This is a genomic window from Pseudonocardia oceanicola, assembly GCF_047200735.1.
Lineage (GTDB): Bacteria > Actinomycetota > Actinomycetes > Mycobacteriales > Pseudonocardiaceae > Pseudonocardia.
In genome coordinates, this window is sequence record NZ_JBJZON010000005.1 from 287,644 (window position 1) to 301,537 (window position 13,894).

A 13,894-nucleotide genomic window follows, 5' to 3' on the forward strand; every position below is an offset into this window, starting at 1 on the left:
CGGCGCCGGAGCGGCGTTCCCGGTGATCGGCATCGGTGCCGGTACCCGCCCGAACTGGTCCTTCTCGTGATCGGTGCCGTTTCTGACCTGGCCCGGCTGCTTCGAGGGCTCGGCAACACGCGTCGGGTACCAGTCATCCGCGCCGGTCGGGTGGGTCGAGCAGTTCGGTGGCGGTGGTGACCGCGGCGAGGCCGGGGCGGGTGTAGCGGGCGGCGGTGCGCAGCGACTGCCAGTGCCCTTTGGCCATGATCACGGTGGCGTCGGCGCCGGCGTCGCCGAGGTGGGTGGCCGCGGAGTGCCGGAGTTGGTGCAGCTCGAGTCCGGTGTGGGTCTTGATCAGGGTGCGGGCGCGGTCGTAGCCGAGCCGCGCCCGGCCGGTCTCCGGGCACAGGTCCCGCGCCGGAGTGGTGGCCCGCCGGACCGGTCCGGGGCGGCGTTCGGAGCAGAACAGCGGCCCGTGGCTGCGGCCCCTCAGGTAGCGGGGCAGGAGCAGGGCGGTGCCGCGGCCCCAGACGATCCAGCCGGTGTCGCCGCCCTTGACGGTGACGGCGGCGCGGCGGTTCTCGAGGTCGCAGTCCTCGACGTTCAGCCCGAGGACCGCGGAGGCGCGGGAGGCGGTCTCGTAGAGCACCCGCCACAGCAGCCGCTCGCGCAGCGGGACGTCGCGGCGGGTGCAGATCCGGTCGATGGTCGCCCGGTCGACGGCGCGGGTGTGGTCGCGGGGTTCGTGGCGGCGTTCGCAGGTGCCGGGCAACCCGGGGGCGGTCCAGCGGGCCTTGGCCGTGCACCAGGTCAGCCAGGCCGATACGGCGGCGCGGTTGCGGTTCCAGGTGGCCGGCGCCCTCGTGCCCCAGAGGATCGTGAGCGTGTCGGCGACGTCGTCGCCGTCCACGCTGGCGAGTTCGCGGTCCGGACCCAGCTCGGCGGCGACGCGGTGGAGGACGTCGGTGTAGGCGCGGCGGGTGTGCGGAGAGCTGCTACCGCGGGGAACGGCCAGGAAGGCGTCGATGGCGTCCTGCACGGTCACCGGGCCGCGCGGGCGGCCGCCGGTGACCGGGTGCAGGTGCGGGACGGGCTGGGCGGTCACGGGGTCCTCTCGGGCATGTACCGGATAACACGCGGTCCTCGCGCGCGTTGTGGTTCGGGTTGGTGCTGGTGGCGGCGGCGTGTTGGCGATCGATGTATGGGATAAGGGTGCACTATCGCACCAGGCCAACCGCGCGGCGGAGGGAACCGCATGACGACCGGCAAGCCGAGCCAGCAGATGACGCCAACCGGGACGTCGTACCGCGCCGCCGTGCCGACGCGTTGTGCCGGGTGCGGGCAGGCACCGACGAACCCGATGGCGCGCGCGGAGGTGGCGATGACCTGGCTGCTGCCGAGCCCGACCGGGAACCCGGCGGTGCAGCTGGCGCACTTCTGCCGCGGCTGTGTCCCGGCCGGGCCAGCGACGAGGTGATCTGCGTGCGCTGCGGGGACGGGCCGCTGCTCGGTGGGGACCTCGCCGCCGGCGACCACTCGGCCACCGCGGTGGTGCGGGACTGGCTGGTCGGGGCGGGGTGGCGGTTGTCCGGGCCGGTCTGTCCGGACTGTGTCGGCGAGCTGGCGCGGTGAAGCATGTCGATCCCGCGACCCGGGCGGTGCTGGTGGCGCGGCTGCGGGAGAAGCGGGCCGCGGGTGGGTCGATCAGCGCGGAGGTACGGCGGGCCGCGGACGGCTTGCTGGTGTCGACCAGCACCGTGTGGCGGTGGTTGGCCACCGACCCCGAGGACGATTCGACCCCGGGGCCCGACGCGGCGAGCGCACGGACGCGGTACGTGCTGAACCAGGCCGACCGGGACGGGTACGCCGACTGGGGCGGCAACGTCGCCGCGCTGTGGCGGGACCGCGTGGCGCGGGGTGTCCCGGTGCCACCGCTGCGCACGCTGCAGCGTGCGTTTGCCCGCGAGCTCCGGCCCGGGGAGCGGGCCGCGGCCACCGACGGGGTGGCCGGTCGGCGGCGCCACGAGGTGTATCTGCGGTGGGAGCCGGTGTGCCGCAACGCCCGCTGGGAGGCCGACCACAAGGAGCTGCCGGTACTGGTGACCCCGCCGCGCGGGGCGCGGCCGATGAAGCCGTGGATGACCGCGTTCCTGGACTGCTACTCGCGGCTGATCATGGGGTGGGCGTTGTCGCTGCGCCCGGACGCGGCGACCGTGCTGGCCGCGCTGCGCCGCGGGCTGGTGGTCGACGCGGCGCGAGGCCCGTTCGGTGGGGTGCCACGGGTGCTGGTCCCGGACAACGGGCTGGAGTTCGCCACGACCGCCCTGGAGCGAGTGTGCGCCACCCTGGGGACGACGTTCGACCCGACCGACGGCTACGCCCCGCACCAGAAGGGCAAGATCGAGCGGGCGAACCTGACCGTGGACCAGGAGTTCCTGTCCGGGTTGCCGTTCAACACCGAGGGCCCGCGCGCCGCGGACGGGCGGCTCTACGGGCCGGACGTGGCGCCGATGACGCTCGCGGCATTCGTGGACCGGTTCGACCAGTGGGTGACCGACTACAACACGGTGCGGGCGCACTCGGCGCTGGACGGGCAGACCCCGCTGCAGCGCTGGCAGTCCGACCCGACTCCGATCCAGGAGATCCCCGGCGAGCAGCTGCGGTGGCTGCTGCTCGCCGACTGCGAGCGCACGATCCAACGCGACGGCGTGCACTTCCACGGCCACACGTTCATCGCCGGCGAGCTCAACGGCCGGGTCGGCGAGCAGGTGCAGGTCCGCTACACCCCGCACGACTACCGGCAGATCGAGATCTTCCGCGCCGACATCTGGCTGTGCACCGCCTACCCACAGGGTGCGCTGACCGACGAGCAGCGCGAGCAGGTCCTCGCCCGCCGCCGCGCCGATGCCGCCGAGCTCGGGCGCCGCCAGCGCCGCACCAGCCGCCGGGCCCGGACCCGGCTGGCGCCGATGACCGCGCCCGGCGAGCCCGAAGAGGTCACGGTGATCGACGCGGACGAGGCCCGCAGCGAGCGGCGCGGCCGGGACGGCGGCGAGCGCGACATCGACGCGCGGGACCGGGATCTGCAGCGGCTGGCCCGCACCGACCTGCTGAATCTGCACCGCGATTTCGACTACTGGAACCCGCCCGAACCCGCCGACCCGGCGGCTTCGGCCACCACCCCCGAGGGAGACCACCGGTGAGCGTGCGTCACTTCCTGGACATCGACGGCGCGGCCACGCTGCCGACCGAGCAGCTCGCGCTGGTGGATCAGGCGGTGGCCGACCTGGTGGGCACCCGCGCGATGGGCGCGGTGCACGGGCCGGCCGGGCTGGGCAAGACCTTCGCCGTCGAACAGGCCCTGGACCGGCGCACCGACGAGGCGAGCGCGTGCTGGGTATCGTTCCCGAGCCGGCCGACGATGCGGCTGGTGGCCGCCACCCTCTACGGCGAGCTGTGCGGCGCCTCGCCGGGCCGACGGGACCGGTTCGCGCTCACCGCCGAGCTGCTTGAGCAGCTGGCCGATCACCGCGGCCGCGACGGCCGGGAACGCCTGGTCGTGGTCGATGAGGCGCAGCAGCTCAACCGGGAGTGCATCGAGTTCCTGCGCTACCTGCACGATCACCGGCTGACCCGGTTCGGGCTGTTGCTGGTCGGCGGGGACGGTGCCTGGCGGGTCCTGGCCCGCGAACCGATGTTGCGCTCGCGGATCTACCGCCGGGTGGTGTGCACCCCGCTGTCCGGCGAGCAGGTGTGCGCGCTGCTGCCGCGCTACCACCGGATCTACGCCGACCTGGCCCCGGAGCTGCTGCTGTTCGTCGATGACCATTTCGCGCACGGCTACTTGCGCGATTGGGCCGCGTTCACCGCGACCGCGGTCGAGCTGTGCCAGGCCAGCGGCGCCGATCGGCTCGATGAGCAGATAGCGCGCAACGCGTTCGCCCTGCAGGGCGGCGTGCGCTCCCGGCCGGCCGCGACCAGCGCCCGGTGAACGCGCCGCCGGCTATCGCTACGGTCGAGCGCCCGGGAGCCGGTCTCGGCACGGCCGCACTGGAGGAGGATGCGCCGCGGGTCACGGTGGTCACCGATCCCGACGACGCGCCGGCCTGTCTGGCCGAGGTGCAGGCGTGTCACGCGCTGGACCGGGGTGTGGTGGTGTGCCTACCCCCGCCCGGCAGTGTGTCGCGGTCGCAGCTGGCCGCGAACCTGCTGGTCGCGCTGGGTAAGTCGCCCGGTGCGCCAGCGGCGCAGCGACCCACCGGGCTGGCCTGGGACCTGGCCGGGCGCTGGCTGGCGGCCGAGCGGGTCACGGACCTCGTGGTGCTGGGCGCTCACCGGCTCCCGCCCGCCCGCTGGGCCGACCTGGCCATCCTGGCCGCCACGACCGGGAGTCGGCTGTGGTTGGTCGTGCACGGCACCGACCCCACCCGCGAGCAGCGAGCTGCTCTCACCACGGCCCACGCGGGTCGTGTTCTTGCGGTCTGGCCGTGGCCGGCCGGGTTGAGCGCGCTGCCGCACGCCGACGCCGAGCAGGACGGCGGGTTCCCCGCGGTACCGGACGTGGAGTTCTCCCGGTTCCGGGCCGCCGCCCGCCGGGTGCTGGCGGTGGGGGCGTTCACGCGGGTCGACGCCGTCTACCGGGACACGTTCGCCCACGCCCGAGCGCACGCCGACGACCTCCGGCTGAGCCTTCTCAGCCGGGTCAGCCGCGCGGACCTGATCGATGCTGTACTCCAGCAGCTCACGATCGACGCGACCAGCACCGACGAGGTCCTCACCCGGGTCCGGGCCGCGCAAGCCGGCCTGTTCGCCGAGGGCCTGTTCGTCGACCTGCGCCCGCAGCTCGCCCCTACCCGGAGGGACTCGGCCGTTCGCCTCGAGCCGCGCCTGGACCCGGCCACCGTGGCCCGGCTCCGCTGCCTAGCCGACCCGGCCACGGCCGCCGCCGTCCTGCTCTCCTGCGCCACCGGCCTGCCCCCGGCGGCGCTGTGTCGCCTCCACGCCGGCGCCCTGACCGAGCACCGCGGCGGCCTCCACATACGCCTGAGCAGCATGCTCGGCTACCGCATCCCGGCCCGCGCAGCCGGTCTCCTGCGAGCAGTCCTGCCACCCGACCAGGCACCGGCCGCGGTCGACCCGACCGGGACCGGCGACACTGCTATCCCGATCGGTGCGAGCTGGCTGTTCGCGCATGACGACGGCGCCCTGCTCGACGAGCGCGCGCTGACCCAGTTGCGCGATCAGGGCGTCGCTTACGCTGGCGTGACCCTGCTGTCCGGGTCGTTCCGGACCGGATCGGTCATCGACCTGCGCGGGTTGCCCGGGGTGGGCCGGTGACCGGCCGGGCACGGCGACCGGCCCGCCGGCTGGTGATCGACTGGTCGCTGGTCGAGCAACGTCGCGTCGCGGCCGGGATGACCCACGCCCAACTCGCCGTCCGCGTCGGGGCCGGGGCGGCCACGGGCCCGGCCCGGCTCTGGACCGACAACGACCACGACACCGTCCCGCTGGGCATCCTCGAACGCCTGTGCCACGTACTTGATCTCCACCCCGCCGAACTGTTCCGGGACCTCACTTCGGGCACGCGGCGGTGCACCCGGCCAGTTCCGTCCGGCCCGGCTGACGTGGCCGTCATCGCGGCGGCCCTGGCCACGCTGACCAGCCCACCCGGCCGACCCGGGCCATCGGTGAGCTCAGCCCGGCTGGCCGAGGCACTGGGCTGGACCCTCGACCGGCTCGGCGACGCCCTGAGCGCCCTCGACGAGCAACTCGCCGACACCGGAGTACGCATCGACCACGACCCGGCACCGACGACCCCGGTCCCGGTTCGCGGCCTGCGCAGCCGCGACCGCCACCTCACCGAAGCTCAACGCACCGCCCTGCATCAGCTGCACGAGCCCGACCCGGAACTCGACGTCGAGACCGCCCGCGTCCTGGCCACCATCGCCCACGCGCCCCGGACGGTCACCGAGCGAATGACGTCCCTCGACCCGACTGCGATCGTCGCCCTCCAACAACGCGGACTCATCCGCCGCCACCCCGGCGGCGGCTACCTCGAACTCACCGAGGACGCGGAGTTCTCACTCCGACCCGACCGCTGACATCCACGACCTATCGTCCACGGGCCGCGCGCCACACTCTCATTCTGCTGGCGCCGTCACTCTCGTTCCCGTGGCGCCGCCACTCTCAGTTCGACGTCGTTCCACAACGATCGTCTACGACCGCACCAAGACCGTGGTCCGCCGCCACGTCGCGCCCGGGCGGGCGGTGCCGCTGCACCCGCAGGCGGCGGCATTCGCCGAGCACTACGGGTTCACCATCGACGTGCTCGCCGCCCACCGCCCCACCGGGAAGGGCCGGGTCGAGCGGCAGGTGCAGATCGGGCGTGACCACGTCCTGTCCGGCCGCAGGTTCAGCAGCCTCGCCGAGCTGGACGCGGCGTTCGCTGCCTGGGTGCCGATCCGGCGCGGGCAGGTCCACCGCACCCACGGCGAGGTGATCGGCGTTCGCGCCGTGCGCGATCATGCCGCGCTGGGGCCGGTGCCGCAGTTCGGCTACGCGGTCACCGAGACCCATCTACGCCGGGTCGGACGAGATGCGTTGATCTCCTTCGCCGGGTCCTCCTACTCCGTCGCCGCGAGAGCCGCCGACGGGCGCGTGACGAAGGCCGGGCAGCGGGTCGAGGTCCGGGTCGGGGTCGAGCACCTGGAGATCTGGCGGCTGCCCGTCGACAGCCCCGACCGGACCCCGATGCTCCTGGGGAGGCATCCGCTCGCGGCCGTCCGCGGTCAGATGATCGTCGACCCCGCGCACTGGGCCGAGCTCCCCGACGGCCACACCCGCTCCACCACCCTTGACATCACAGGTCATGAACCCGTTGCCGCCCAACAAGTCCAGGGTGCCTCGGCGTCCTCTTCGGTGTCGGGGTCGATGGTGTTCGGTGAGTCCCAGGCAGCGCTCGACGTCATGGTCGTCCGGCGTCCGCTGGCCTACTACGACCGACTCGCCGGGCTGGCCGCACCACCTGACCCCGCCGCTGCGGCCGGCGCCGAGAGCGAGTCGTTGGTGGGTGCGGCATGACTGAGCTGATCTCCAGCCGGATCACCGCGCACGCCACCCGGCTCGGGCTGCCGCACCTGGCTGAGAACCTCGAGCTGCTCGTCGAGCGGGCCGAGGCCGACTCCATGGGCTATCGCGAGTTCATCGACACCGTCCAGGGTGAGGAGCTCGGGCTGCGCGAGGGGCGCCGATTCCGCACCGCCCTGAAGCTGTCCGGATTGCCGCACCACAAGACCCTCGACGAGTTCGACTTCGCCTTCCAACCTGACCTCGACGTCCGCAAGATCCGTGACCTCGCCGCGCTGGCGTTCGTCGAGGCCCGCGGCAACATCGCCCTGCTCGGACCGCCCGGGACTGGGAAGACCCACATCGCCGTCGCGCTCGCCGTCGCCGCCTGCCAGGCCGGGCACTCGATCTACTTCACCAGCCTGGACGACTGCGTCCGCCAGCTCCGCGCCGCCGAGGCCGCCGGCCGGTTCGCCAAGAAGCTGCAGACCTACCTGCGGCCCTCCGTGCTCGTCCTGGACGAGGTGGGCTACCTGCCCTGCGACCGGGCCGCGGCGAACATGGTGTTCCAGCTGATCAGCCGCCGCTACGAACGAGGCTCGATCATCATCACCTCGAACAAGACGTTCTCCGAGTGGGGCCAGGTGTTCACCGACGAGGTCATCGCCACCGCCATCCTCGACCGGCTCCTGCACCACTGCGACGTCATCGCCATCAACGGACCCAGCTACCGGCTCAAGGACAGAGCACTGTCCGCCGTCCCCGCAGCTGTGTCATGATCCCGCCCGGGCCAACGACACATCAGGTCGTCCACCGACCGACACCACAGCCCGTCCCCGGACAACAGATGGACCCGCCTTCGGCGGGGCAGTGGGCCTGCCGGCCCTAGAGCTTGAGCCCGGCCTCCCTCCACGTAAAGGGCGCTCCGCTGACGCTCCGCGTCGCCTGCGGCGACAGCCCTCCGGGCTGCCCTTGACGTCGAGCCTCCGAGGCCGAGCGACCGCCGCTTCGCGGTGGCGGGGCAAACGCCCGCCACCCAGGACGGGCCGACAGACCCACCGCCACATGCCCCGCGACCAGCGACGAAAGGTCACCTCCGATGAGCATCACCACCGAGCCCAGCACCGGCGCCGACGGCGTGGCCGACCGGCTGCGCGAGGTCGCCGAGCTCGTCGAGCGCGGCGCGCTGCGCCAGGCTCGCCGCCGCACCGAGCGGATCCTCGCCGACGCCGACGAGGCGACCCAGCAGCTGCTCACCCGGTGCCTGCAAGCCCTGGAGCGCCATCCGAGCGTGCGGGTCGCCCAGCTGCGCTACCTGTGGAAGGTCAGCGACGACGCGGGCCGCGCCCTGGTCGAGGCCTGCCTGCCGCGAGGTGACCAGCTCACCGCCCCGCTGCCCCGACCCCGGGGCGCAACCACGAGCCGGGACGGCGCCCGGTGGGCCCCGCGGGACCTGCCCACCCGCTGGACGACCCCGAAGCCGCGGCCGAACCAGCGAGCGGTGGACGCCGGCACGGCCGCCGGGCGGTACTTCGCCGAGCGTGTGGAGCCCGAGCGCGACCGCGACGAGCGCGATGACTCCCGTCCGCTGGACTACGACCTGGCAGCCCTGCCGCCGCTGCGCGGCCTGCCGTGCGTGGTCTGCCGCACTGAGCGATCCTCGCGCGACCGGCACCGCCGCACCGACGACGGGCTCTGCGAGGACTGCCGCGAGAGCGGGCGCCCGGGTGTCACGGCCCCGGCGGCCCCGGCGTCACGCGAGGCATGGATCGTCGCCCGCTGCAGCTACGTCGCTGCGACCTCGGCAACGCCCGCCGAGTGCCGAGCGCGGCTGCGCGCGGACTGGCGCCACCTCGAACGAGCCGACCGCGCCACCGTGACCCAGTGGGTCGCCGCGCAGGCCACCTGAACCGACCACCTCACGAAGGGCCCCGCCGAAGGGCGGGGCCCTTTTCCGCGTCTCGAGCGCACGCCTGTAGTCACCCAAGGTGAGCGCCCAGGCATCCAGATGCTGTCCCGGCTATCGAAGGACCAAGCCGTTCGAGCCTCGCCCTTCGAGCGCAGCCGCCCAGCCTAGGCAATACCCCGCCGAGCTCGCCGAGCCCGTCGCCAGCACCCCCCACTCGCGCCCCTGTCTCCCCCAGCCTCTCCTACCCCTTCTCCTCCACACCGCTGCCCGCCTGCCCCTCCTCTGCACCTCCTCGTCATCAGCCACTCCCACCCGCACCTGCCTCCGCCTCACCGCCTGCCCTCCCACCATCTCCTCCTGCCGCACTTCTTCCACCTCACACAGACCTATGCATTAACTTAATGATCTTGGTAGGATGATCTCGTGGCCTTCCTCGGGATCACCGCCGTCTCGGCTGGCGCGGTGGACTACCTGCTGCGGGGAAGCGGCTGCGCGGAGCACGAGCACCAGCCCTCACCGGCCGAAGTGCGCGACCTCGACCGGGAAGGCCTCTCCCCCACTGCTGGTGGCACCGGGGCGCAGCCGGCCGGCGCCCAGTACCTGTTGGCCGCTGCGGAGAAGGAGCCGCCGGGGGTGTGGTTCGGGTCGGCCACGCAGCAGATGCTCGGGATCGCACCAGGGACTGCGGCTACGGAGCGTGACGTTCGACTGGTCTTCGGGAAGCTGCTGCACCCGTCCTCGACCGCCGACGAGCCACGGTTCCTGGGGCGGCCGCCGCGGAAGTTCAAGAGCACCGCGGAGCGCGTCAGGGCCGCGTTGGCGAAGGAGCCGGACGCCGGCGAGGAGCGGCGCCGGGAGATCGAGGCGGCCGCGGCGGCGTCCGGGCGTAAGGCAGTCGCGTACTACGACCTGACGTTCAGCCCGCAGAAGAGCGTGTCAATCCTGCACGCGGGTCTGCGGTCGGAGGGGCGCCTGGCCGACGCGCAGGCGGTCGTCGACGCGCACCGGGCGGCGCTGGCCGAGGCGATGGAGTTCGTCGAGCGGGAGGCCGCCTACACCCGCTCCGGCTACCACGGTCGGACCGCGGGCGGGCAGTCCGTCGGCCGGTTCGACGAGGCGACCGGGCTCGTCTGGACCCGCTGGGACCACTCGACGAACCGCAACCAGGAGCCCCAGTTGCACACCCACGTGGCGGTGCTCAACCGGGTCATCAACAAGCAGACCGGCGGCATCCAGGCGCTGGACGGCAAAGGTTTCAAGGCGATCAAGTTCGGGGCCGTCGCGGTCTACGACCGGGCGCTGGAGAAGGGCCTGTCTGACCGGCTCGGGGTCGTGATGGCGCTGCGCCCGGACGGGAAGTCGCGAGAGATCCTGGGGGTAGACCAGCAGCTTTGCGACGCCGCCTCATCGCGGGCGCGGCAGGTCGAGGCAAACCTCGACCGGCGGCTGGCGGAGTTCCGCGAGCAGTACGGGCGCGAGCCCTCCCCGGCCGAGCGCAAGAACATGTGGGGCCTGTCGAAGCTGGAGGACCGGGCGCACAAGACCGGCGCGATCGCGCCCGGTGAGCAGCTGGACAACTGGTCCGCCCCGCGTCGCACCGAGCTGGCAAACATGCTCGCCGCCGTGGGCGCGCAGGCCGACCAGGTGCGCCGTCATGGGCACCCCGACCAGCGCGGCTACGCCGCCCGCACGCGGGAGGAGGCCCTGCAGGCGGCTGTGGACGCGGTGCAGGCCGGCCACGCCACCTGGGACTACGGGCTCCTGGTGAACGCCATCGAGACCGAGCAGGCCCGCACCCCGTCGGTGGACGGAAAGGCCGAGGAGCTGGCCTATGAAGTGCTGCGGGACGCGGGCCGATACGGGGTCGTCACGGTGTCCATGCCAGACCCCGGCGAGGTACCGGCCGAGCTACAGCGCGCCGACGGGAAGAGTGTCTACCGGGCGCACCAGCACGAGCGGTACGCCACGTTCGGGCAGCTGGCCACCGAGACCGCGCTCGTCGCGGCGGCCCGCCAGGCGGGCGCTCCGGCGCTGGCCGGACCGGAGCTGGAGCTCGCGCGCGTCGAGCTCGTTGCCGCTGGTCTCGGCCCAGATCAGCTCGATGCGGCGCTGGGGATCCTGTCCTCGGGACGAGCCGGAGACGTGCTGTTGGGCCCGGCCGGGGCCGGGAAGTCCCACACCGTGGGAGCACTGGGGCGCACCTGGGAACGCGGCATTGGCGGGCGGGTGATCGGCGTCGCGACCTCGCAGCGGGCCGCACAGGTTCTCGAGGACGACGGGCTGTTCGCGCTGAACACCGCCCGTTTCCTCCACCGCTTCGCCCCCGACACGCAGGGCCGCTCCTACGATCGGCTTCGCGCCGGGGACCTGGTGGTGGTGGACGAGGCCGGCATGTCGGCCACCGGGGAGCTGGACGCGATTGCGCGGCTCGTGCGGGAGGCCGGGGGCAAGCTGCTCTACACCGGAGACCCGGAACAGCTGGTCGCAGTGGGTGCCGGCGGCATGTTGGACCTGCTCGTGCGGGACAACGGCGCCTACGAGCTGAGCGAGATCCGCCGCTTCCACGAGCCGTGGGAGCGGGCGGCATCGCTGCAGCTGCGGGCACGCGACGCGGGCGTGCTGCGGCTGTATGAAGACTCCGGGCGGCTGCATGGCGGCACCCGCGAGGAGATGATCGACGAGGCCGTACGCGGGTATCTCGCCGATACTGTGCGCGGCAAGGAGTCGCTGCTGGTCGTGCCGGACAACGCTGCTGCGGCGGAGCTGTCCGGGATGATTCGTGCGGAGCTGGTCGCCCGCGGCTACGTCGAGCCCGAGGTGCTCGGCACGCTGCGCGACGGCAATCACGTCGGGGTCGGCGACCTCGTCCAGGCCCGCCGCAACGACTACAGCATCCGCGTCGAGGGCAACGGCGCGGTCACCAACCGCGTCGCCTACCGGGTCACCGGACGCAACCCCCAGGACGGCACGCTGCGCGTGGTCGCGGCAAACGGCCTGGTCGCGCACCTGCCCGCCGAGTACGTCGAGCAGCACGTCACGCTCGCCTACGCCTCCACCATCCACGCCGCCCAGGGCCGCACGGTCGACGTCGCGCGGGCAGTGGTCGACAGCCAACTCGACGCACACGCCCTCTACGTGGCGATGACCCGTGGGCGGGAGACCAACATCGCCCACGTCGAGACCAGCCGCGAGCCCGACGCGCACGACCAGACCGGGCTCGACACCACCCCGCGCGGGGCGCTGGCCGACATCCTTGGCCGCGACCGCGACGTCGAGGCCTCCTCGGCGGAGATGACCCGGCGGTTCAATGAGGAGGAGGGTCGCTCGCTCGCGTTCGTCGGCACCCAGCTCGACCGGCTCGCGGACGAGTACGGCCGCAGCCGCTACGACCAGATGCTCGGCGAGATCATCGGCGAGCAGCAGGTGACGATGATGCGCGGAGAGGACGGCTACGGGCGCCTGCACCGCACCCTGCGCGAGGCCGAGCTCGCCGGCCACGACGTCGCCGCGGTTCTCACCGAGGCCTTCGATATGCGCCGGCTCGGCGACGCCGCGTCGGTGTCGGATGTACTGCGCTGGCGCATCCGCGAGCACGTCCTCGACACCCGCGCACCTGAGCACGACCCGACCGATGTGCTCGGCGTGAACGCCCCAGCGAGCTGGGCCGACTTGGCCGCCCGGCTCGAGGGGCCCGCCGGGGAGTACGGCGAGATCCTCGCGAACGCGTGCCAAGCGCGGGAGCGCGAGCTGGCCGAGGAGGTCGCGGAGACCCAGCCGCGCTGGGCGGTCGAGCACCTCGGTCCGCTGCCCGACAGCGGGCCGGACCGCGACGAGTGGATCCGCCGGGCCGGGATCGCCGCGGCCTACCGGGACCTGCGCTCGGTTCCCGAGACCAGCACCGCCCTCGGCGAGGCGCCGTCGCGGGAGCAGACTTTCCACCGGGCGCTGTGGCAGCGTGCCTACGCCGCGCTCGGCGAGCCGACCGACGCGCTGGACTACGCCGCGGCATCGGAGACCGAGCTGCGCCAGATCCGCGACGCCGCGGCCCGGGAGCGCACCTTCGCCCCCCACTACGTCGCCGATGAGCTGCGCGACACCCGCCTGGCCGCCCAGCAGTACCGCAACGACCAGGCGTTGTACTGGGCCGAGACCGGGATCCTGCCGCTCGGTTCGCCCGAGCGGGAACGCGCCGAGGCCGAGATGCACACCGCCGCCGGACTCGCCGCCGAGCTGGAGGCCCGCGCCGAGCACCTCGCCGTCATCCACGCGGTGCGCGACGCCTGGGCCATAGGCGCCGCCCGCGCCGAGCAGCGCGCCCAGCTTGCCGGTGACGAACTGGAGAAGCGCGGACTGCCTCGCGACCCCGCCCCGACGGCGGCCGGGGAGCAGACCGCACTGTTCGCCGTACTCAGCCCAGTGGAGGCGGCAGAGCTGGAGCCCGACCGGGCTCTCGCCGACCCCGCACAGCTCACCCTCGACGTCACCGACGAGGCTCAGCCGCCGTACCTGGTCTCCGAGCCCGCCGGGGAGGCCGCGGCCGCCGAACCGACCATCGCCGAGGAGGACGCGATCAGCATCGACCCCGCCCAGGAGGTGATCTTCGAGGCCACCCCGGCCGCGGCCGATGTAGCTGCAGCCAGACCGCTGCGCGACCCTAGGCCCGAGCAGCAGCCCGACCGGGACGCGGTCACCGTGCGCAAGGCTCGCCGCCAGGCCGAGATCCTCACCGGCCTCAACGCGCACCGCGCGCAGATCCTCCGCCGCGACCCCATCGCCGAGTGGCAGCGCGGGCGCGCGCAGCAGGCGGAGACCCTCGAGCAGGACCGCGAGCGTCGCGACCAGGGCCTCGACCGTAAGGTCAGCGCCGAGCGCGAGCGCATCCAGGAACGCGAACACCTTGTCGAAGCCGGACCGGAGCTCGGACTCGACCTCGACTAG

General features: G+C 73.2%; 11 protein-coding genes. 10 read left to right on the forward strand and 1 reads right to left on the reverse strand.

The features are described from left to right. Positions 1-133 precede the first annotated feature (133 nt). Positions 134-1,087, reverse strand: a complete 954-nt coding sequence (locus tag ACL02T_RS11005; protein ID WP_412830539.1) for a tyrosine-type recombinase/integrase — start codon at positions 1,085-1,087, stop codon at positions 134-136. Between the two features lie 150 nt (positions 1,088-1,237). Here ACL02T_RS11005 and ACL02T_RS11010 point away from each other — a divergent pair, with 150 nt between their 5' ends. The 10 genes from ACL02T_RS11010 (at position 1,238) to mobF (ending at position 13,894) form a co-directional block, all read left to right on the forward strand. Then, on the forward strand, positions 1,238-1,459 hold the full coding sequence (locus tag ACL02T_RS11010) for a hypothetical protein (protein ID WP_412830540.1): 222 nt from the start codon (positions 1,238-1,240) through the stop codon (positions 1,457-1,459). A gap of 5 nt (positions 1,460-1,464) precedes the next feature. Continuing rightward, entirely contained in the window at positions 1,465-1,614 is a 150-nt protein-coding gene (locus ACL02T_RS11015) for a hypothetical protein (protein WP_412830541.1), read from the forward strand. After that, positions 1,611-3,185 carry a TnsB C-terminal domain-containing protein gene (locus ACL02T_RS11020; RefSeq protein ID WP_412830542.1) on the forward strand — a complete coding sequence of 525 codons (1,575 nt, stop codon included), beginning with the start codon at positions 1,611-1,613 and terminating at the stop codon, positions 3,183-3,185. Before ACL02T_RS11015 ends, ACL02T_RS11020 begins: the two co-directional genes overlap by 4 nt. Then, positions 3,182-3,973: an AAA family ATPase gene (locus tag ACL02T_RS11025; RefSeq protein WP_412830543.1), complete on the forward strand. Its 792-nt coding sequence runs from the start codon at positions 3,182-3,184 to the stop codon at positions 3,971-3,973. Before ACL02T_RS11020 ends, ACL02T_RS11025 begins: the two co-directional genes overlap by 4 nt. Next, complete coding sequence (locus ACL02T_RS11030) at positions 3,970-5,319, forward strand: hypothetical protein (RefSeq protein WP_412830544.1); 1,350 nt, start codon at positions 3,970-3,972, stop codon at positions 5,317-5,319. The genes ACL02T_RS11025 and ACL02T_RS11030 overlap by 4 nt, the downstream gene beginning before the upstream one ends. After that, entirely contained in the window at positions 5,316-6,083 is a 768-nt protein-coding gene (locus tag ACL02T_RS11035) for a hypothetical protein (RefSeq protein ID WP_412830545.1), read from the forward strand. The genes ACL02T_RS11030 and ACL02T_RS11035 overlap by 4 nt, the downstream gene beginning before the upstream one ends. Positions 6,084-6,153: 70 nt before the next feature. Beyond that, positions 6,154-7,062: a Mu transposase domain-containing protein gene (locus ACL02T_RS11040; RefSeq protein WP_412830546.1), complete on the forward strand. Its 909-nt coding sequence runs from the start codon at positions 6,154-6,156 to the stop codon at positions 7,060-7,062. Beyond that, the gene (gene istB / locus ACL02T_RS11045; RefSeq protein WP_412830547.1) at positions 7,059-7,826 is read left to right on the forward strand and encodes an IS21-like element helper ATPase IstB; all 768 of its coding nucleotides are present in this window, start codon (positions 7,059-7,061) and stop codon (positions 7,824-7,826) included. Before ACL02T_RS11040 ends, istB begins: the two co-directional genes overlap by 4 nt. Before the next feature lie 320 nt (positions 7,827-8,146). Continuing rightward, positions 8,147-8,956: a hypothetical protein gene (locus ACL02T_RS11050; RefSeq protein WP_412830548.1), complete on the forward strand. Its 810-nt coding sequence runs from the start codon at positions 8,147-8,149 to the stop codon at positions 8,954-8,956. A gap of 423 nt (positions 8,957-9,379) precedes the next feature. Next, positions 9,380-13,894 carry a MobF family relaxase gene (gene mobF, locus ACL02T_RS11055; protein WP_412830549.1) on the forward strand — a complete coding sequence of 1,505 codons (4,515 nt, stop codon included), beginning with the start codon at positions 9,380-9,382 and terminating at the stop codon, positions 13,892-13,894.

Excerpts from the sequence above, each read along its gene's own strand:
- istB (WP_412830547.1), top strand. The coding sequence starts at position 7,059 with ATGACTGAGCTGATCTCCAGCCGGATCACCGCGCACGCCACCCGGCTC.
- ACL02T_RS11050 (WP_412830548.1), top strand. The coding sequence starts at position 8,147 with ATGAGCATCACCACCGAGCCCAGCACCGGCGCCGACGGCGTGGCCGAC.
- ACL02T_RS11010 (WP_412830540.1), top strand. The coding sequence starts at position 1,238 with ATGACGACCGGCAAGCCGAGCCAGCAGATGACGCCAACCGGGACGTCG.